The organism is Dyella thiooxydans (genome assembly GCF_001641285.1).
Lineage (GTDB): Bacteria > Pseudomonadota > Gammaproteobacteria > Xanthomonadales > Rhodanobacteraceae > Dyella_A > Dyella_A thiooxydans.
The window spans coordinates 3,046,511-3,065,391 of sequence record NZ_CP014841.1; the positions used below are offsets into that span (position 1 = coordinate 3,046,511).

At 66.0% G+C, this 18,881-nt stretch carries 11 protein-coding genes and 1 riboswitch; of the genes, 7 read left to right on the plus strand and 4 right to left on the minus strand.

Translation table 11 applies throughout. The annotated features are described in order from the left end of the window. Window positions 1-1,464, minus strand: a complete 1,464-nt coding sequence (gene zwf, locus ATSB10_RS13825; protein ID WP_063674502.1) for a glucose-6-phosphate dehydrogenase — start codon at window positions 1,462-1,464, stop codon at window positions 1-3. A gap of 253 nt (window positions 1,465-1,717) precedes the next feature. Here zwf and ATSB10_RS13830 point away from each other — a divergent pair, with 253 nt between their 5' ends. Continuing rightward, window positions 1,718-2,470 (plus strand): GntR family transcriptional regulator, encoded by a 753-nt coding sequence (locus ATSB10_RS13830; RefSeq protein ID WP_063673350.1) that lies wholly within the window; start codon window positions 1,718-1,720, stop codon window positions 2,468-2,470. Between the two features lie 95 nt (window positions 2,471-2,565). Here the strand turns inward: ATSB10_RS13830 and ATSB10_RS13835 are convergent, their stop codons facing one another. Together ATSB10_RS13835 and ATSB10_RS13840 are read right to left on the minus strand one after the other, a co-directional pair. Continuing rightward, complete coding sequence (locus ATSB10_RS13835; RefSeq protein WP_063673351.1) at window positions 2,566-4,164, minus strand: tetratricopeptide repeat-containing sulfotransferase family protein; 1,599 nt, start codon at window positions 4,162-4,164, stop codon at window positions 2,566-2,568. A gap of 218 nt (window positions 4,165-4,382) precedes the next feature. Continuing rightward, entirely contained in the window at window positions 4,383-7,439 is a 3,057-nt protein-coding gene (locus ATSB10_RS13840) for a TonB-dependent receptor (RefSeq protein WP_063673352.1), read from the minus strand. 301 nt (window positions 7,440-7,740) lie between these two features. Beyond that, window positions 7,741-7,974, plus strand: a riboswitch (cobalamin riboswitch). Window positions 7,975-8,107: 133 nt separating this feature from the next. Between ATSB10_RS13840 and btuB the strand changes: the two genes are divergently transcribed. From btuB to ATSB10_RS13865, 5 genes are all read left to right on the plus strand, one after another. Next, window positions 8,108-9,964, plus strand: coding sequence for a TonB-dependent vitamin B12 receptor (gene btuB, locus ATSB10_RS13845; RefSeq protein WP_063673353.1), 1,857 nt, complete (start codon window positions 8,108-8,110; stop codon window positions 9,962-9,964). Window positions 9,965-10,155: 191 nt separating this feature from the next. Beyond that, complete coding sequence (locus ATSB10_RS13850; RefSeq protein WP_063673354.1) at window positions 10,156-13,728, plus strand: efflux RND transporter permease subunit; 3,573 nt, start codon at window positions 10,156-10,158, stop codon at window positions 13,726-13,728. 91 nt (window positions 13,729-13,819) lie between these two features. Continuing rightward, a complete protein-coding gene (locus ATSB10_RS13855; protein WP_063673355.1) occupies window positions 13,820-15,205 on the plus strand; it encodes a M16 family metallopeptidase in 1,386 nt (461 codons plus the stop codon). Further along, window positions 15,202-16,677 carry a M16 family metallopeptidase gene (locus tag ATSB10_RS13860; RefSeq protein ID WP_063673356.1) on the plus strand — a complete coding sequence of 492 codons (1,476 nt, stop codon included), beginning with the start codon at window positions 15,202-15,204 and terminating at the stop codon, window positions 16,675-16,677. The genes ATSB10_RS13855 and ATSB10_RS13860 overlap by 4 nt, the downstream gene beginning before the upstream one ends. 181 nt (window positions 16,678-16,858) lie before the next feature. After that, the gene (locus ATSB10_RS13865; protein WP_335645870.1) at window positions 16,859-17,389 is read left to right on the plus strand and encodes an acyloxyacyl hydrolase; all 531 of its coding nucleotides are present in this window, start codon (window positions 16,859-16,861) and stop codon (window positions 17,387-17,389) included. Window positions 17,390-17,431: 42 nt separating this feature from the next. On the opposite strand, the gene ATSB10_RS13870 is transcribed toward ATSB10_RS13865, so the two are convergent. Next, the gene (locus ATSB10_RS13870) at window positions 17,432-17,782 is read right to left on the minus strand and encodes a DUF3147 family protein (RefSeq protein WP_017461741.1); all 351 of its coding nucleotides are present in this window, start codon (window positions 17,780-17,782) and stop codon (window positions 17,432-17,434) included. A gap of 91 nt (window positions 17,783-17,873) precedes the next feature. Here ATSB10_RS13870 and ATSB10_RS13875 point away from each other — a divergent pair, with 91 nt between their 5' ends. Further along, window positions 17,874-18,878, plus strand: a complete 1,005-nt coding sequence (locus ATSB10_RS13875; protein WP_063673358.1) for a cation diffusion facilitator family transporter — start codon at window positions 17,874-17,876, stop codon at window positions 18,876-18,878. The last annotated feature ends 3 nt before the right edge of the window (window positions 18,879-18,881 follow it).

An 18,881-nucleotide genomic window follows, 5' to 3' on the forward strand; every position in this document is an offset into this window, starting at 1 on the left:
TTACTCGCCGCCGTCGTTCCAGGTGCGGCCGTCGCGCTCGATCAACGCGACCGAGGCGCTCGGGCCCCAGGTACCGGCGGTGTAGGGTTTGGGCGACTCGCCGCTGCAGGCCCAGGCATCGAGGATCGGGTCGGCCCACAGCCAGGCTGCCTCGACCTCGTCGCGACGCATGAACAGCGTGGGGTTGCCGCGCACCACGTCCAGCAGCAGGCGCTCGTAGGCGTCCGGCTGCGACACGCCGAAGGCCTCGGCGAAACTCATGTCCAGCGGCACGTGGCGCAGGCGCAGGCCACCCGGGCCCGGGTGCTTGATGGTCAGCCACAGCTTCACGCCCTCGTCCGGCTGCAGCCGCAGTACCAGGCGGTTGTTGGCGATCGCGCCGGCGGAAGCGTCGAAGATCGAGTGCGGCACCGACTTGAACGCCACCACGATCTCGGACACGCGCTCGGGCAGGCGCTTGCCGGTGCGCAGGTAGAACGGCACGCCGGCCCAGCGCCAGTTGGCGATCTCGGTCTTCAGCGCGACGAAGGTCTCGGTGTCGCTCTTGTCGCCCAGTTCCTCCAGGTAGCCGGGCACGCCCTGGCCCTCGGCCGCGCCGGCGCGGTACTGGCCGCGCACGGTGAGGTGGGCGGCGTTGGAGGCGTCGATCGGCCTGAGTGAGCGCAGCACCTTGAGCTTCTCGTCGCGCACCGCGTCGGGCGACAGCGAAGCCGGCGGCTCCATCGCCACCATGCAGACCAGCTGCAGGATGTGGTTCTGCACCATGTCGCGCAGCGCGCCGGCGCGGTTGTAGTAGGCGGCACGGTTGCCCACGCCCAGCGTCTCGGCCACGGTGATCTGCACGTGGTCGATGTGCTCGGCGTTCCACAGCGGCTCGAACAGCGCATTGCCGAAGCGCAGCGCCAGCAGGTTCTGCACCGTTTCCTTGCCGAGGTAGTGGTCGATCCGGTAGGTCTGCGATTCGTTGAAGACCTGGCCGACCGCGTCGTTGATCTGGTTGGCGCTCTGCAGGTCGCGGCCGATCGGCTTCTCCAGCACCACGCGCGAGGCGCCCTCGTTGAGGCGGTGGCTGCCCAGGCGGGTGCAGATGTCGATGAACAGGTCCGGCGAGGTGGACAGGTAGAACACCCGCACGTTGTCCGGACGCTCGGCCATCAGCGCGGCGAAGTCGTCCCAGCCGGCATCCTTGCGCGCGTCGAGCGAGCGGTAGAACACCTGCTTGAGGAAGGCGTCGACCTTCTCCGCCTTCGGGCCCTCGGCGTTGAGCGCCTTGCGCATCTGCTCGCGGTAGCCGGCGTCGTCGGTGGCCTCGCGGGCGATGCCGATGATGCGGCTGTTTTCCGGGATCTGGCCGTCGACGAAGCGATGGAACATCGCCGGCAGCAGCTTGCGCGCCGCCAGGTCGCCGGTGCCGCCGAAGATCACCAGGTCGAAGGATTGCACCTGCGGGTTGGGGGAGCTCACTGCGGACACCTCGCGCACATCGGTTGCTTGGCAGGGTGGCCGCGACAGTGGCGCGACGCACCGGGAAAGGCCCTGATCGTACCAGTGTCATACCAGCGCCGACCAGCGTTCGACGACGATCGCCGCCGATCGGCGGCATGTATTCGTTTGCATTTGTAACTATCCGGCGCCGGACCGACGCTCCGGCCCGGCACTGGCATGTCCGGACATGCCCTTGTTGCGGCCATTGGTTTGAAATTGGTATTGTCGCGGTATGGAGACCACTCTCGCCAAAGAATACCGCCGGCTCTGCCGCGACCCGGCCTCGCACCAGCCGCTGGCCTACCTGCGCCTGCGCAGCGCGATCCGCAACGTGATCGAGCAGCGAGACATCGAGCCGGGCCACGCGCTGCCCAGCGAGCGCGACCTGGCCCGCGCGCTGGCGCTGTCGCGGGTGACCGTGCGCAAGGCGATCGCCGGGCTGGTCGAGGAAGGCATGCTGACCCAGCGCCACGGCGCCGGCACCTTCGTCGCCGAACGCATCATCAAGCCGATGTCGCGGCTGACCAGCTTCACCGAGGATCTGCGCGCCCGCGGCCTCAACCCGCGCTCGGAATTCTTCGAGCGCGGCATCGGCGAGGTGACGCCGGAGGAATCGATGGCGATGAACCTCTCGCCCGGCGTCGCGGTGGTGCGGCTGCACCGCGTGCGCTACGCCGGCGAGGAGCCGCTGGCGATCGAGCGCAGCGTGGTGCCGGCGAACCTGCTGCCGGACCCGAGCCTGGTCGACGACTCGCTCTACGAGGCGCTGGAGAAGCGTGGCTGCCGTCCGCGCCGCGCGCTGCAGCGGCTGCGCGCCGTGCTGCTCAGCGCCCAGCACGCACGCCTGCTGCACGTGCCGACCAACAGCGCCGGCCTGGCCATCGAGCGCCGCAGCTTCCTCGACGACGGCCGCGTGGTCGAATTCACCAGCTCCTGGTACCGCGGCGACATCTACGACTTCGTCGCGGAGTTGCATACCGACTAAATTCCGATGGGCCGTCGACCACGGATGGCCTGGTCTGACAGAGCTGTCACGGTTGGAGCCAAGCGTCCGTTCCACCACTCTCCGTCCCTAGGCACTTAGGTGTCCAGGGGAATGTGTCCTGTCGCACTATCGAGACAATATCCATCGCCTGACGCGGTGACTGCTCGCCGCAGAGGCTCCAAAAGCGTCCCATAGGCATCTGTCGCGCTTGTCGAGACCTGGATTTTCTTTCGGACCTGCGCTGCGCTCGCCGTGAATACGGGACGCTCGGAAGCGTGGAATTGAAGTACAGCTGGATCGAACGGCAGGCCACAGAAGGAGAGGACAGCCCTGATCTCTGCTTCGACATCGACCACCAATCGCTCGTATTGGTACTCGTATATTTCGCCTGGAAAGCACTGATGCCAAAAGTCCACCAGATCCGCCTCATCTCGAGCATAGGCCGCGAGATCGCCTAGCGAATAGCTGAACTCCATGTCCCGCATGAACTCATGCTTGAAGCAGCTCCAGCACACTTCCACAGGATCCCTTCGGCAGTGGATCAGCTTGGCCCCGGGCAACATGGCCCGCGCGGCGCCGATCAATGTCCATTTGCTAAGCTCTTTATCAGTGAAGTAGGGGCGAGACTTCCGCCAGCGGGCCGTTCGATCGAGATATGACTGCCCCATGCGCGTCCAATCCGCGGGCGTGGCCGCCTGAACCCATTGCTCCAGGGCACATCCTCGTCGGTCCGACTCCTCGGCGAGGACGATGCTCAAGTCGCCAATCTCACCGCCCCCCTCGACCTGGGGATGCTCACTAAGCACTTGCTCCAGAAGCGTCGATCCTGAGCGGGGCATGCCGAAAATCAGAATCGCCTCCCGCCCCAAGGATGGATCAATGGCGCGGGCGAGGGGTTTGCGGCACGCCTCCTTCATCGCACGGACCCGATCGGCGAACGCTTGGGGATCCCATTGAAGCCGCTTTTTCTTGGCCGCATTCGAAGCCTCAAAAATTGCGAATGCCTCGTCGTACCGTTCCAGCCGCTCAAGCATTTGTCCCAGCGCAAAGCCGAGTGATGTCCGCTCTGACTCGCTCAACGGAGCATGTTGATAGAGCGACTGGATATGCCTGAGATCATCATGTGTCTGATGGCCCGTTCCGAGCTGCACCAGCCGCGCCCAGGCGGCTACCGACGCCGGGTCCTGCTCAATCACCTGCCGAAGGTCCGCTTCCGCTAGCTGAAGCTCGCCAACAGCCTTTAACAGATCTGCACGCCAGAGCCGGGCGTGACGGTCTTCGGGACTCAAGTGCAATACTTGGGATATTGCCCCTATCGCCGCTGCAGGGTCGTGGTTGGCTTCATGGGCTCTTGCCAGGTTGTGCCAATAGTCAGCGCGCCCCGGCGCCAGCTCGCATGCCCCGGCGAGCGCCTCGGCCGCTGCCGCTGCGTCACCGGATGCGCCTAATGCGCTACCCAGATTGTTCAGAATGCCCGCGTCGGCCGGGCAAAGAGAGCGCAGTCTTCGCAATACGTCGATTGCCTCGGGCAGTCGTCCCAGCATATGCAGGGACACTGCCAGCGGCTGGAGCAGCGCCGGCGAGTCTGGTTGTTCACGCAACGCCTCATTCAACAAATGCTGGGCTGCCGCAGGCTCATTGCCACGGATGCGGGCAATAGCCTGTTCCAGCAGTTTGTGCAGTTGGGTTGTCATGCGCCGCAGGCCCCATCCGCTCGACCGAAACCAAGCGCGACTCGCCCGGGGGAATGGAGACGAGCCGCGGAACACCGAACGAAACACGGACGGCATTTATTCATTAAAACCATGGTCCTGCTTGCGGTCGTGATGATCAAAAGAAGAAGCCGCCCAAGAGGGCGGCTTCTGTTCAAACGGCCGCCGGGGGGAAACCCTGCAGCCAAGCCTTCTCCCTATCAGAAGGAGAAATCGTAGCGCACACCGAAACGGACGTAGCGAGGAGTCTGATAAGACAGTGTCCGACCGTAATTGGCATCGTCGTAGGAGTTTTGAGTTTCCACGATCGAAATCGTGCGCTGCTGCGTGAACACATTGAAGATGTCCGCAGTGAATGCCAACTTGTTGTCCGCCCAGTTGGGAGTGTACTGGGCGCTCAGGTTAAGCTGATACGTCCACGGCAGGCGCCCAAGCGATCCACGTGAGTGGAAGGTCTTGATCGGATCGCCGTTGGTATCGACCGAGAAGTCGCAGAAGAAGAACGACGAACCGTAGCCTTGACGATCGTAACCGTCTGGCGCATTGCCGATGCAGTTCTTGGCACGGCCGGACTGGACAAGCACATTGGCACCGAACAGCCATTCCGGGCTCATCTGCCAATAGCCATAAGCCTTCAGCTCATGCCTACGATCATTCGGCAGGTATCCGCGCGAACCAATCATCAGCTCGGGGAAGTCCCAGTCCTGGGTCACCGACGGGTCGGTCTGCCCGATATCGGACTTCAGCAGGCCTTCGGAGTCACCGTAGTTCTTCGACCAGACGTACTCGAGCTTGCCGTACCAGTTGTTCGAGAACTGATGCGCCAGGTAGACGTCAAGGGCGAGATACTTGCGCTCCAGCGCCGGGAAGCCGATGTGGTTTGAGTTGCCCGCAAAGTCCTCCTTGGTCAGCTTGAAGTCCTGGAACGTGCCGTTGCCCATGTCAACCGAGAAGGTGTTTGCCTGACCCGGATTGAACAGATAGCAGCCGGAGATCTTTGCGTTCGAGATATCCGTACCAGTGCGCGCCGCATAGGCCTCGAACGGGGCCGAATCGCAGAAGTCGTCGATGATGCTCTTCAGATTGCGATAAGTTGCCTTCGCACCGAAGGTCCAATCCGGACCAAGCGCCTTGTCGAAGCCGAGAATAAACTCGTCTTGGTAGTATGCCTTGAGCCCCTTGGCAGCGACCGTACGGGGATCCGGAGCAGTCACACCATCGGCGCCGTTGAGATAGCGAACCCCAGTCAGCGGCGACTCGCCCACCGGTGCTCCAGTAACCGGATCGACGCCCGTATAGGTGAAGTACTGCTGCGAGAACAGTGACGCCGAAGCGCCGCGGATAGCCACGTTCGAGGGGATTGCCAGGTGATAGCGACCGGCGTTGGCGAAGATCTTGAGGCTGGAGTCGCCGAACACATCCCAGGTCAGGCCTAGGCGCGGGGCGAGCTGGTGCCGCTGGCGGACATAGGATTCGCCGCTACCGTTGAAGTTGTTGAACTGCTCATTTCGCAGACCCAGGTACGCCATCCAGCGATCATTGATCTGCCAGGTGTCCTGAATGTACTGCGCCTCTTGCTTAACGCTGACGTTCGCGACAAATCCGATGACGCGATCGCGAACCACGTACTGCGGTGCCGTGCCCGGCGCAACGAAGCCCGGTTCGTTCTGGATGCCACCCGCCACCGCGGTGCTGTAGTCCAGGTAGCGGTGATAGATGCCGCCACTGTAGGTGGTGCCACTGAACGAAGACAAATCCTGGGTGTCCAGACCCGCGCGCAGGTCGTGATCGCCAAGATGGTATTCAACGTCCAGTCGCCAGCCCTTGGTGTTGTCCTCGGCGCCTGGAGCGAGAACCTGAGTGGTCGTCCAGCACGTCGCATAGTTGTCGGAGGATGCGACATTGCGCGCATCAATGACGAGCGGGCAGGGTGCGCCCGAAGCGCCCAGCGCGTTGTCCGCATGGCGTGACTTGGTCTTGCCGTAGAGGGCCGTAACCGTCAGGTTGTCCGTGATGTAGCCCGTATATTTCCCGACATACAGATTACCGCCAGGAGACGACCCCGCCGTACCCAGATTCTTGGTGGTCTCGCTGCCCTTGTAGGCTCCCGTCTCACCGGTCAGATAGTTGTAGTTGTAGAACTTCGCACTGGAGGTGTTGTTGTCCCCCATGCCGGTAAATTCCAGCGTGTTGCTATCGTTGATGTTCCAGTTGATCTTAGCCAGCCAACGGTTGGCCTTGCTGGTGGCAATCGTCCGCGTGGAAGTCGCACCGTTGTTCGCACCGAGGCCAGCAGAACCACTCTGTTTCGTGGTTTCAGCCGTCAAGTACATGAAGAGCTGGTCTTTGATCAGGGGACCGCTGATGTAGGCACCATACGTGGTATTGGTCGTACGGTTGTTGCTCCGATCCTGGTACAACTCGCCCGAATCTGCTGCGTACGGATTCTTGGATAGGTAGATGTCGCGCGGCGAGTCCTCCAACTTGCGGGGTGACCAATAGCTGAATACCCCGCCCTTCCACTCGTTGGTACCGCTCTTGGTCACGATGTTGACGACGCCGCCGGTCGACCGGCCGTACTCGGCACCATAACCGCCAGTCAGCACCTGCTGCTGGTCGATTGCATCGAACGGAAGTTCGGCGAAGCCCAGACCGGTCAATGCGTTGGTTACCGGAAAACCGTTGATGTAGTACTGGTTTTCTGCCGCGGAGGCGCCACCGAACGAGGCGATGTTGCCGTAGCGCGAATCCGCACCGACCGTACCCGGAGCGAGCAACGCAGCTGCCGTGACACCGCGGACCACCGGAACTTTCTGGAGCATCTCGGCGGTAAGCACAGTGCGCGCGTCGACCTGGGAAACGTCAATGGCTGGCAGTGCGGAGGCCACCACCGAGACACCTGCAAGGTTCTGGGCGTTCTGGGCAGAAGCGAAGGACGCATCGATGCCGCCACCGACCTGCAGGGTCACGTCCCGCGTCGCCACCGTCTGGCCATCTTGCACAAGGCTCACCTTGTACTGGCCGACGGGCAGCGCGGAGGCGCGATAGCGGCCACTCTGGTCAACCGTGATGTCTCGAGCGAAGCCGGTGGCCGTGTTCTCCAAGTGGACGACAGCGCCCGGTGTACCGGCAGTACCGAAAATGGTGCCAGTCGCGTTGGACTGGGCCAGCACACCTGCACTGAAAGTCATGCCGAGCGCTGCAGCGAGAGCCGTTCGGCGCCAGCGTCGCGCTGCAAAATGCTTGTTCGTACTCATCAATAGTTACTCCCCAAGACGCCCAGAGGGCATATGAAAAATGTTGCGAAACGCCGCGCGTTCTCCCTTCAGACACCTCCCTGATGTGCCCCCGCTGGCGGTCGCAGCGATCGAGCAAAAACTTACGCGACTTGCACACACTGCGACGGCGCGCGTTCTTACGTCAAGATAAAATTGCCGTTAATTCGCAAAAATCTCCGATTCGCTCTCACATGTCTCCTGAAGAGGACAATCGGGAATTCAATGCCATCACTGTTCTGATTTCAGAACAATCTGATTGAGCACTTCCGGACCAACAGCTATAGTCGGCGGCGTTTCGGGTGTCCCCACGGCGTGTCCAGGGGATGAAACGGGAAGCCGGTGCGTCGCGCATCCACGCGCAACCAGGCCGGCGCTGCCCCCGCAACGGTAGGCGGATGATCCGTCGGACGTCGACAAGACCACTGTGCCTCGGCATGGGAAGGTGACGTCCGGTACATGCCCTCGGGGCGTGTCATCCGCGAGCCCGGAGACCGGCCCGATTCGCTGTCCTGACGGCTCGCGGTGGGCGAGGCTGCGGTTCCGTGCGCGGCCTTCGCCCGTGTACGCGTCGCTGCCCCGTTCCCGCCTGCCGCCAGCTCGTTCCTCTTCGAGCCGCGCGCGGGCGCACGGCAAAGGGCCTTGACTCCATGAATCGCACATTCCTCGCGGCGGCGCTGATCGCCGCCCTTCCGGCCACCCCGGCCATCGCGGCATCGGCCGATGCCGGCCAGTCGCTCGACCCGGTGATCGTCACCGCCACGCGTACGGCCATCACCGTGGACGACGCGCTGTCCTCGGTGACCGTGATCACCCGCGACGACATCGAACGGCTGCAGCCGGTGTCGCTGGTGGACCTGCTGACCGGACTGCCGGGCGTGACCCTCACCCAGGCCGGCGGTATGGGTGAGCAGACCTCGCTGTTCCTGCGCGGGACCAATTCCTCGCACACCCTGCTGCTGGTCGACGGCGTGCGGGTGGGCACGGTGAGCGCCGGGTTGCCGGCGTTCGAGCAGATCCCGGTGGAACAGATCGAGCGGATCGAGATCGTGCGCGGCCCGCGCTCCAGCCTGTACGGCGCCGATGCGATCGGCGGCGTGATCCAGATCTTCACCCGCCATGGTCATGCCGGCGAAGGGCTGGTGCCGTCGCTGAGCGTCACCAGCGGCAGCCGGCATACCGTCGGCGGCCAGTTCGGCCTGTCCGGTGGAAGCCGGCACGCCTGGTACAACCTCAGCCTGGGTGGTGAGTACTCCCACGGCATCAATGCCTGCCGCGTGGGTGCGGGCACCGTGTTTGCCGGCTGCTTCGCCAACGAGCCGGACAGCGACGGCTACCGCAACTACAACGCACTGGCCAACGCTGGCTACCGCTGGGACGGCGGCACCGAGCTGGCGGCCACGTACTTGCGCAGCCGCAACTTCGTCTATTTCGACGGCGCGCCGTACGGCAACCAGGCGCTGAACCAGCAACAGGTCGCCGGTGCACGGCTGTCGTTCCGGCCGCTGTCGTTCTGGCAGGTCACGCTGGGCGCCGGGCAGAACCTGGACAAGGCCACCACCTACAACGACGGCAGCTACGTCCGCTATTCGGACTCGCGTCGCAACCAGGCCTCGTGGCAGAACGACCTGACCCTGGCCGACAACCAGCTGCTGACCCTGGGCACCGACTACCAGCTGGAGCACCTGTCCAGCGACACCGGCTACCTGGCCAGCCGGCGCCAGGACACCGGCGTGTTCGTGCAATACCAGGGCACCTTCGGCCGCAACGAGTTGCAGGCCTCGGCGCGGCACGACCACAACGGCCAGTTCGGCAACCACGACACCGGCGCGCTGGCCTGGGGCTACCGGCTCGACCACGGCCTGCGCATCTCGGCCAGCGTCGGCAGCGCGTTCCATGCGCCGACCTTCAACGACCTGTACTACCCGTACGGCAGCGGCAATCCGGACCTGAAGCCGGAAACCTCGCGCAGTGTCGAACTGGGCCTGGCGCAGCAGGGCGAAGGCTGGAACTGGGCGGTGAACGCGTACCAGACCCGGATCAAGCAGCTGATCACGCTGGACGCGAACTACTATCCCCGCAACCTCAGCCGGGCCCGCATCCGCGGCCTGGAAGGCCAGCTCGGCCTGACCCTGGCCGGCTGGCGCTGGCAGGGCTACCTGACCCTGCAGCAGCCGCGTAACGACGACGGCGGCCCCAACGACGGCCATTGGCTGCCGCGCCGTCCGGAGCACACCGCACGCATCGACGTCGACCGCCGCTTCGGCGAGTTCGGGGTCGGCGCCACCTTCAATGCCGCCGGCGCGCGCTACGACGACCTGGCCAACCTGCACCGCCTCGGCGGCTACGCCACCACCGACCTGCGCGCCAGCGTGGCATTCGCGTCGCACTGGGAACTGGAAGGGCGGCTGGCCAATGCCTTCGACCGGCGCTACGAGACGATCTACTACTTCAACCAGCCCGGCCGCAGCTGGTACCTGACCCTGCGCTACCGTCCCGGCAGCTGAACCGCGGCGGCACGGGGCGCCTCGGCCCCGTGCCTTCCGGCACGGTGGGGACTTCAGGCACATACACTATGGAGAGGGGGCGGGCATAAAGCGCCCATGCCTGTCACCCTGAACCCTGCGGCCCTCACCGTGCCCGTGGCGCCATGCTGGCGCGCCGGTCGGTCGCACTCTCCGCGGGCCACGGAAGCGCCATGAACATTTTTGCACCACTGATCCGCCGTCCTGTCGGCACCTCCCTGCTGGCCGCCGGCCTGGTGCTGGCGGGCATCTGCGCCTACCTGCTGCTGGGCGTGGCCGCATTGCCGTCGCTGGAGTTCCCCGGCGTGTACGTGGTGGCACAGCAGCCCGGGGCCAGCGCACAAACGATGGCCAACACCGTGCTGGCGCCGCTCGAGCGCCACCTTGGGCGCATCCCCGGCGTGGACGAGATGTACGGCAACGCCAGCGAGGGTTCGGCCTCGGTGATGGTGCGCTTCACCTTCGACCGCAGCGCCGACAAGGCGGCCCGCGACGTGCAGGCGGCGATCAACGCGGCCGCCCCGGACCTGCCGTCCGGCATGCCCTCGCCGCCGCAGTACTTCAAGTTCGACACCTCGCAGATCCCGATCCTGTTCATCACGCTGACCTCGACCGGCCTGCCGCAGGACAAGCTGTTCGACCTGGCCGACACCCTGCTCAACCCGGCGATCGCGCAGATCCCCGGCGTGGCCCAGGTGCAGGTGTTCGGCGGTACCCCGCACGCGGTGCGGGTGGAGCTGGACAATGCGGCACTGGCCGCCAAGGGGCTCACCCCGACCGATGTCGCCAATGCGCTGCGCGCGGCCAACGTGACTTCGCCGCAGGGCACGCTGAGCAACGGCGTGACCCAGATGACGGTAGTCGCCAACGACGCCCTGCACGATCCTGAAGAGTTCGCCCGCCTGCTGATCGCCAGCAAGAACGGCACCGCCGTGCGGCTGTCCGACGTGGCCAGGGTCTACGGCGGCCAGCAGGACAAGTACCAGGGCGCCTGGTTCAACGGCCGCGACACGGTCGGTCTGCAGATCACCAAGCGGCCCGAAGCCAACGCCGTGGCCACGGTGGAGGCGATCCGCGCCAAGCTGCCGCAGCTGGAGGCCTCGCTGCCGGCGAACATCACCGTGACGCCCGTGTTCGACCTGACCCAGACCACCAAATCCGCGCTGCACGAGGTGGAGACCGCGCTGCTGATCTCGATCGCGATGGTGGCGATGGTGATGCTGGTGTTCCTGCGCCGGCTGCGGCCGACCCTGATCGCCATGCTCAGCGTGCCGCTGTCGCTGGCCGGCGCGTTCGTCGCGATGTGGGCACTGGATTACACGCTCAACACGCTGTCGCTGGTCGCGCTGGTGCTGTGCATCGGCTTCGTGGTCGACGATGCGATCGTGGTGATCGAGAACATCGTGCGCCACATGGAAAAGGGCGACCCACCGCTGGAGGCGTCGCTCAAGGGCGTGCGCGAGATCGGCTTCACGGTGATCTCGATCACCTTGTCGCTGGTTGCGGTGTTCGCACCGCTGCTGTTCGGCAACAACATGCTGGTGGTGCTGCTGCGCGAGTTCTCGGTGACGCTGACCGCGGCGGTGGTGATCTCGGCGGTGGTCTCGCTCACCCTCACGCCGGCGCTGTGCGGCCGCGTGCTCAAGCACGAGAACGAGCACGAACGCTCGCCGGGTCGGCTCGAACAGGCCGTCGCCCGCTTCGACCGCGCCCTGCTGCGGGTGTACGAGCGCGCGCTGGACTGGGCGATGCATCACCGCCACCTGATGCGCTGGCAGCCGCTGCTGCTGATCTTCCTGACCTTCGCGCTCGGCTTCGCCGTCGTGAAGACCGCCGGCGGCACCTTCATGCCGGACGAGGACACCGGCCAGCTGCAGGTGTTCATCAGTGCCGACACCAATATCTCGCCGGCTCTGCTGACCCAGCGGGCGCGCGAGGTCAGCGAGATCATGCGCAAGGATCCGGCGGTGCTGGACCAGCTCACCATGCTCGGCGGCAACGGCTTCGGCGGCGCGGTGGGCAATTCGGCGCAGATGTTCGTCGACCTCAAGCCGCTCGGTGATGGCCCGGGGATGCGCAAGGAAGGCATCAAGACGGTGATCGAGCGCCTTTCCAAGCAGTACAACGCGCTGCCGAACGTGCAGGTGTCGCTCAGTGCCGCGCAGTTCCTCGGCGGCGGCGGCAGCGGTGGCAACGGCGGCCAGTACGAGTTCCAGCTGATCAGCGACAGCGGCGCCGACCTGCAGCCGTGGGCGCTGAAGATGGTGCGCTACATGCGCACGGTGAAGGACTTCCAGGACGTCAGCAGCGAATTCGACCAGACCGGCAAGCAGCAGCTGATCAAGATCGACCGCGAGGCGGCCGGTCGCCTGCATGTGGGCGTCGGCACGATCGACTCGGCGCTGTACAACGCGTTCGGCCAGAACCAGGTGTCGGTGATCTATTCGGACATCAACCAGTACCGGGTGATCCTCACCTCCGATTCGGCCGAGGACCTGAGCCCGCAGGCGCTGCTGAACATCCACGTGCGCAGCACGCTGGGCCAGATGATTCCGCTGTCGGCACTGGCGACGATCCAGCCCACGGTCAGCCCGATGCGCATCCGCCACCACAACCAGCTGCAGGCGGCGACGATCAGCTACAACCTGGCCAAGGGCGTGACCCAGGACCGCGGCATCGCGCTGGTCAACCAGGCGGCGTTCGCCGCGCACCTGCCGGACGGCATCCGGGTCGAGTTCACCGGCAACAACCAGCGCCTGCAGCAGGCACAGAACAACGGCATGATCCTGCTGCTCGCCTCGATCGTGGCGATGTACATCGTACTGGGCATCCTCTACGAGAGCCTCGGCCACCCGCTGACCATCCTCTCCACCCTGCCCGCTGCCGGCATGGGCGCCTTCCTGGCGATGCTGGTGACACAGACCCAGCTCTCGCTGATGGCGATCATCGCGATCCTGATGCTGATCGGCATCGTGAAAAAGAACGCGATCCTGATGGTGGACTTCGCCTTGGTCGGCGAGCGCGAGCACGGACTCAGCCCGCCGGAGGCGATCCGCGAGGCCGCGCTGGTGCGCTTCCGCCCGATCACCATGACCACCCTGGTCGCACTGGGTGCGGCGCTGCCGCTGGCGATCGGCTTCGGGATCGGCTCGGAGATGCGTCAGCCGCTGGGTATCGCCATCGTCGGCGGCCTGCTGGTGTCGCAGCTGCTGACCCTGCTCAGCACGCCGGCGATCTACCTGTTCGATTACGACCGGCTGGCCCGCCACGCGAAGGGCCTGATGCCGAACCGGCTGAAGTGGTGGGCGATCGGCTGCATCGTGCTCGGCGCGGTGCAGATGCTGGGTGGCGTGGCCGTGGCGCTGGTGCCGAAGCTGGGCGAGAAGTTCGCCGGCAAGGGCCCGGTGGTCGGTATCGCGATGGTGGTGCTGGGTGCCGTGTTGCTGACCTTCGCGATCCGCCTGCTCAAGCACAAACGGCGCGCACGCTTCGTCCTGTTCGGCGTGTTCGCCGTGCTGCTCGGCCTGCCTGCGCTCGCCCAGATCGGCGCGCTGGTCGCCGCCCCGCCCGGTGCGCCGGGCGGCAACCCGGCCGGCATCGTGCTGATGCTGGTGCTGCTCGGCGTGTTTGCCTGGGCGACCTTCAGCGCGCGCACCAGGGCCTACTTCGGCGAGCCGCCGCAGGGCCGGTTCGCACGCTGGCTGGGGCGGTTCCGACGATCGCCGCTTCCCCGTCCCTCGCACTGAACCAGGCTGGGCGCCTGGCCGGGAAGTCACGGCACCGTCCCAACCGCGACTTGATATCGTGGGTGGACCATCCAGGAAAGGAGATCCGCCCATGCACCCCCGACTACGGGCCGCCGTCCGGCTAGTGCCCCTCTTGCTGCTGGCCGCCGGCGCCACGCCAGCCCTGCGCGCGGCCGCACTCGCCGTGCCACCGATCCGGTACCAAGAGCACACCCTGGCCAACGGCCTGCAGGTGATCAGCGTGGAGGATCACGCCAGCCCCACTGTCACCGTGCAGGTCTGGTATCACGTCGGCTCGAAGGACGACCCGGCCGGGCGGTCCGGCTTCGCCCACCTGTTCGAACACCTGATGTTCAAGAGCACGGCGCACATGCACGCCGAGCAGATGGACCGGCTCACCGAGGACGTCGGCGGCGCCAACAACGCCTCCACCGGTGACGACATCACCAACTACTACGAGGTGATCCCGGCGAACTACCTGCGCACGCTGCTCTGGGCCGAGGCCGAGCGGCTGTCCAACCTCAACGTGGACGAGAAGAACTTCATCTCCGAGCGCGCGGTGGTGGAAGAGGAATACCGGCAGAGCGTGCTGGCCAATCCCTACGGCAAGCTGTTCAACTCGATCGATCCCCACTCGTACACGGTACATCCCTATCGGCGGCCGACCATCGGCAGCATCGAAGATCTCGAATCGGCCTCGCTGGCCGATGTGATCGCCTTCCACAAGACCTTCTACCGGCCCGACAACGCCACCCTTATCGTCGCCGGCGACTTCGACCCGAAGCAGCTCGATGCCTGGGTCGACGCCTACTTCGGCTGGATCCCGAAGCCCGCCACGCCGATACCGCAGGTCACCACGCAGGAGCCACAACGCACTGCCGACCGGCGCTACACCGAGACCAGCCCCACCGCGCCGCTCCCGGCGATCGCAATGACCTGGCTGATCCCGCCGGCGCATTCGTCCGACACCATCCCGTTGCAGGTCGCTGCGGCGCTGCTGTCACAGGGCGATTCCTCGCGGCTGTACCAGGCCTTGGTATATCGCACCCAAATCGCCCAGCAGGCCGGCGCAGACGTCGACGACCGGGTCGGTCCCGGCCTGTTCACCACCTACGCCATCCTTGCCAGCGGGCATCAGCCGGCCGAGGCGGAGAAAGTGCTGCGCGACGAGATCGCCCGGCTCGCCGACCAGCCGATCCCGGAGGCCGAGCTGGCCAAGGTGAAGACCCAGCTGCTCACCGAACAGCTGGAGCGGCGCCAGACGCCGATGGGTCTGGCTTTCGCGCTGGGCCAGGCGACCCTGACCGAAGGCGACCCGGCCCGGGTCAACACGGATCTGGCTGCACTGCAGAAGGTATCGGCCGCCGACGTGCAGCGGGTGCTGCACCAATACGTGACCGGCGCGCACAGCGTGACCATCGATTATCTGCCGCAGCCGAAAGCTGCGCCGGCCAACCGCCAGGGAGCGTCGAAATGAGCCGAGCCATCCACCGCCTTGCCCTCGCCGTGCTGATCACCGGCAGCTTTGCCTGCCGCGTCGCGGCGGCCGACTTTCCTACCACGCCACCGGCGCCAGGGCCCGCTCCAGCGCTGCACATTCCCTCTCCGGTACGCCAGATCCTGCCGAACGGCCTCGAGGTCATCAGTGTGCGCCGCGCCGACCTGCCGCTGGTCACCGCCCGCCTGCTGATCCGCCGCGGCGGTGAGATGGACCCCCCGAAACTCGCCGGCCTGGCCAGCCTGACCGCCAATCTGCTGACCAAGGGCGCGGCCGGCCGCAGCGCACCGCAGATCGCCGCCGATGCCGAGGCACTGGGTGGTTCGCTCGACGCCTATGCCGGCTGGGACCAGAGCAGCGTGGGCATCACCGTCACCACGCCCAAGCTGGACGCCGCGCTGGCCCTGCTCGCCGATGTGGTGCGCCAGCCGACCTTCGCCCCGGACGAGCTGGCCCGGGCGCGCAAGCAGGCTGCCGACGACCTGGAGCTGATGCTCAGCCAGCCCACCGCGCTGGCTTCGCTGGCCTCGTCCCGCGCGGTGTTCGGCGAAGGGGCTTACGGGCATCCGCGTGGCGGCACGCCCGAGTCGCTCGAGCGGATCACCCGCGCCGACGTACAGGCGCTGCACGATGCGCTGTACCGACCCGACAACGCGATCCTGGTGTTGACCGGCGACATCACGCCAGAACAGGCACTGACCCTCGCACAGCGTCGCTTCGGTGACTGGACGAAACCCGCCTCCGCGCTTCCGGCCGTCCCGGCGGCCATCGGCCGTTCGGCGCTGCCGGCGTTGCTGGTGATCGACCAGCCGGGCGGCGGCCAGGCCGGCGTGGTGGCCGCGCACGCCGCACCGCGTCGTGACGACGCCCGGTTCTACGTCGGCACGGTGGCCAACGCGGTGCTCGGCGGCTCGTACTCGGCCCGGCTCAACGAGGAAATCCGCATCAAGCGCGGACTCTCCTACGGAGCCAACAGCAGCTTCGACCCGCGCCGCGACAGCGGCTTGTGGCTGGCTTCGGCGCAGACCAAGAACCCCTCGGCGGTGCAGGTCGTACAGCTGATGCAGAGCGAGTTCGACCGCCTCGGCAAGACCCCGGTACCCGCCGCGGAACTGGCCGCCCGCAAGGCGACCCTGGTCGGTGCCTACGGACGCAGCCTGGAGACCACTGCCGGGCTGGCCCGCCGGGTCGGCGAGCTGGCGGTGTACGGGGTGGATCTGGGCGAGGTCGGGCGATACGTCGACGCGGTAGAGGCGGTCACCCCGGCCCAGATCGAGGCCTACGCCCGGGCATATCTGGGGCCATCCGAGCGCCACGTGGTGGTGGTGGGGGATGCCTCGACCTTCGGCGCGGCCATGCGCAAGACCTACCCGCACGGCGTACAGATGAGCAGGAAGATGCTAGATCTGAGTCGCGCGGACCTGGAGGCTGGCGGACACGGTTCGCACTGAGCTCCACCCGAACGAGTGAGCAGGGCCCGGGCGGGCGATCGCCCGGGCTTTTTTGTTGCCGCAGGCGAACGCTCTGTCCCGCATCGGTCGCACCGGAAGTTCACTGCATCTGCACAAATGTTTATTAAACTATGCAGTGTAGTAACACCCTATCCAACGCAACATGCAAGGACTCCCCACCGTGCGCGCAACACTCCCTTTCCGCCGCCTGGTCCTCGCCGCCTCCCTGCTCGCACTCCCGGTGCTGTCGCAGGCCGCGACCCGGATCGAAGTACAGGCCGGCCGCAGCTACATGGATTCACACGGCGCCAATACCGGTTTCGTCGAAGCGGTTTTCGCTCCCCACGCGATCGGCAACACGCGCCTCACCTGGTCACCGGATGTCTCGGCCGGCTGGATCGATGGCCGCAAGCTGTCGCAGTTCCGCGGCATGCGCTACAACACGAGCCCGTCGGTCGCGCTGCTTGCCGCCGGCGCGCGCCTGCGCACCACCGACGAGAGCGCCTGGTACCACCCGGTGTTCTTCAGCTTCCAGGTCGCCGGCACCAACCACACCACCCAGGCGCTCTCCACGCACTATCAGTTCGTCAGCACGCTGGGCCTGCAGTTCGACCACGTCACCGTCGGCGTCCGCCACATCTCCAATGGCAGCACCCACAAGCCGAACCGCGGCGAGACGATGGCCGTGGTTGGCCTCGGCTTCGAGATCTGAGCCGGCCCCCGCACATCCGGCGCCACGGCGCCGGATGCCAGGTCAAAGCAGGCGGATACCGAACGGCTTCACCGCCCACGCGAACAGCGCGAAGCACACCACGGTGATCACCGCGCTGATCCCCAGCGCGGGCCAGAAGCCGAAGCGCGACAGCAGGCGCGGAAAGGCGAGGAACATCGGCAGGGTCGGCACCACGTACCAGAACGTGTACCAGGCGTGGTTGGCGACCTTCTCCACCGGCTGCTTCTCCACATGCAGCCAGATCAGCGCCAGCAGGGTGACCAGCGGCAGCGAGGCGATCAGCGCACCGGCGCGATCGCTGCGCTTGGCGGCCTCGGAGACAATCACCACCACAGCGGCGGTGATCAGGTACTTGGTAATGATCCAGGGCATGGCGAGGCTCGCGATGGGTGGCGTGTGATGGCATAACGACGGACCGGCATCGTATCGTCTCGCTCCGTTCCCGCCGCAACTGCGATCCTCCGTGGCCCACTCCCCGCACCATCCGCACGATCACGCCCACGATCATTCCCGCGATCACGATCACGATCATCGCGACCACGGACATGACCACGGCCACAGCCACGCACTGGCCAAGAATGCCGACCGCCGCTACCTCGCCGCGGCGCTGGCGCTGTTGCTGGGCTTCACCGCCGTGGAAGTGGTGGTCGGCCTGATTGCCGGATCGCTGGCGCTGATCTCCGATGCCGGCCACCTGCTCACCGACGCCGCCGCCATCGCGCTGGCGCTGTGGGCAATGCACCTGGCCGATCGACCCGCCACCGGCAGCTACACCTTCGGCCTCAAGCGCGCGGAAATCCTCAGCGCCCAGGTCAACGGGCTGAGCCTGCTACTGCTCTCGGTGTGGTTCATCGTCGAGGCGGTGATCCGGCTGGTCACGCCACCCCGGGTCGATGGCGAACTGGTGACCGTGGTCGCGACCGCCGGCATCCTCGTCAATCTCGCCGCAGTGTGGGTGATGAGCAAGGCCAACCGGCAGAGCCTCAACGTCGAGGGCAGCTTCCAGCACATCCTCACCGACCTGTACGCCTTCATCGCGACGGCCGTGGCCGGCGCGCTGGTCTGGTGGACCGGCTGGAACCGGATCGACTCCGTCGCCGCGCTGGTCGTGGCCGGACTGATGTTCAAGGCCGGCTACGCGCTGGTGCGCGATTCGGGCCGGGTGTTCCTGGAGGCCGCGCCACGCGGGATGGAGCCGGCAACGATCGCCGACGCGATGCGCGCGGTCGAGGGCGTGACGGCGGTGGAGGATCTGCACGTGTGGGAGGTCACCTCGGGCTTTCCGGCGCTCTCCGCCCACCTGTTCGTCAGCCGCACGCTGGACTGCCATGCCACCCGCCGCCAGGTGCAGGCGATGCTGATCGAACGCTTCGCGATCCAGCATGCGACGCTGCAGACCGACCACGCCGACGAGGGCGAGTCCAGCGACCGGCCGGACTCGCCCTGCGCGTTCTCCCATACGCACTGAACG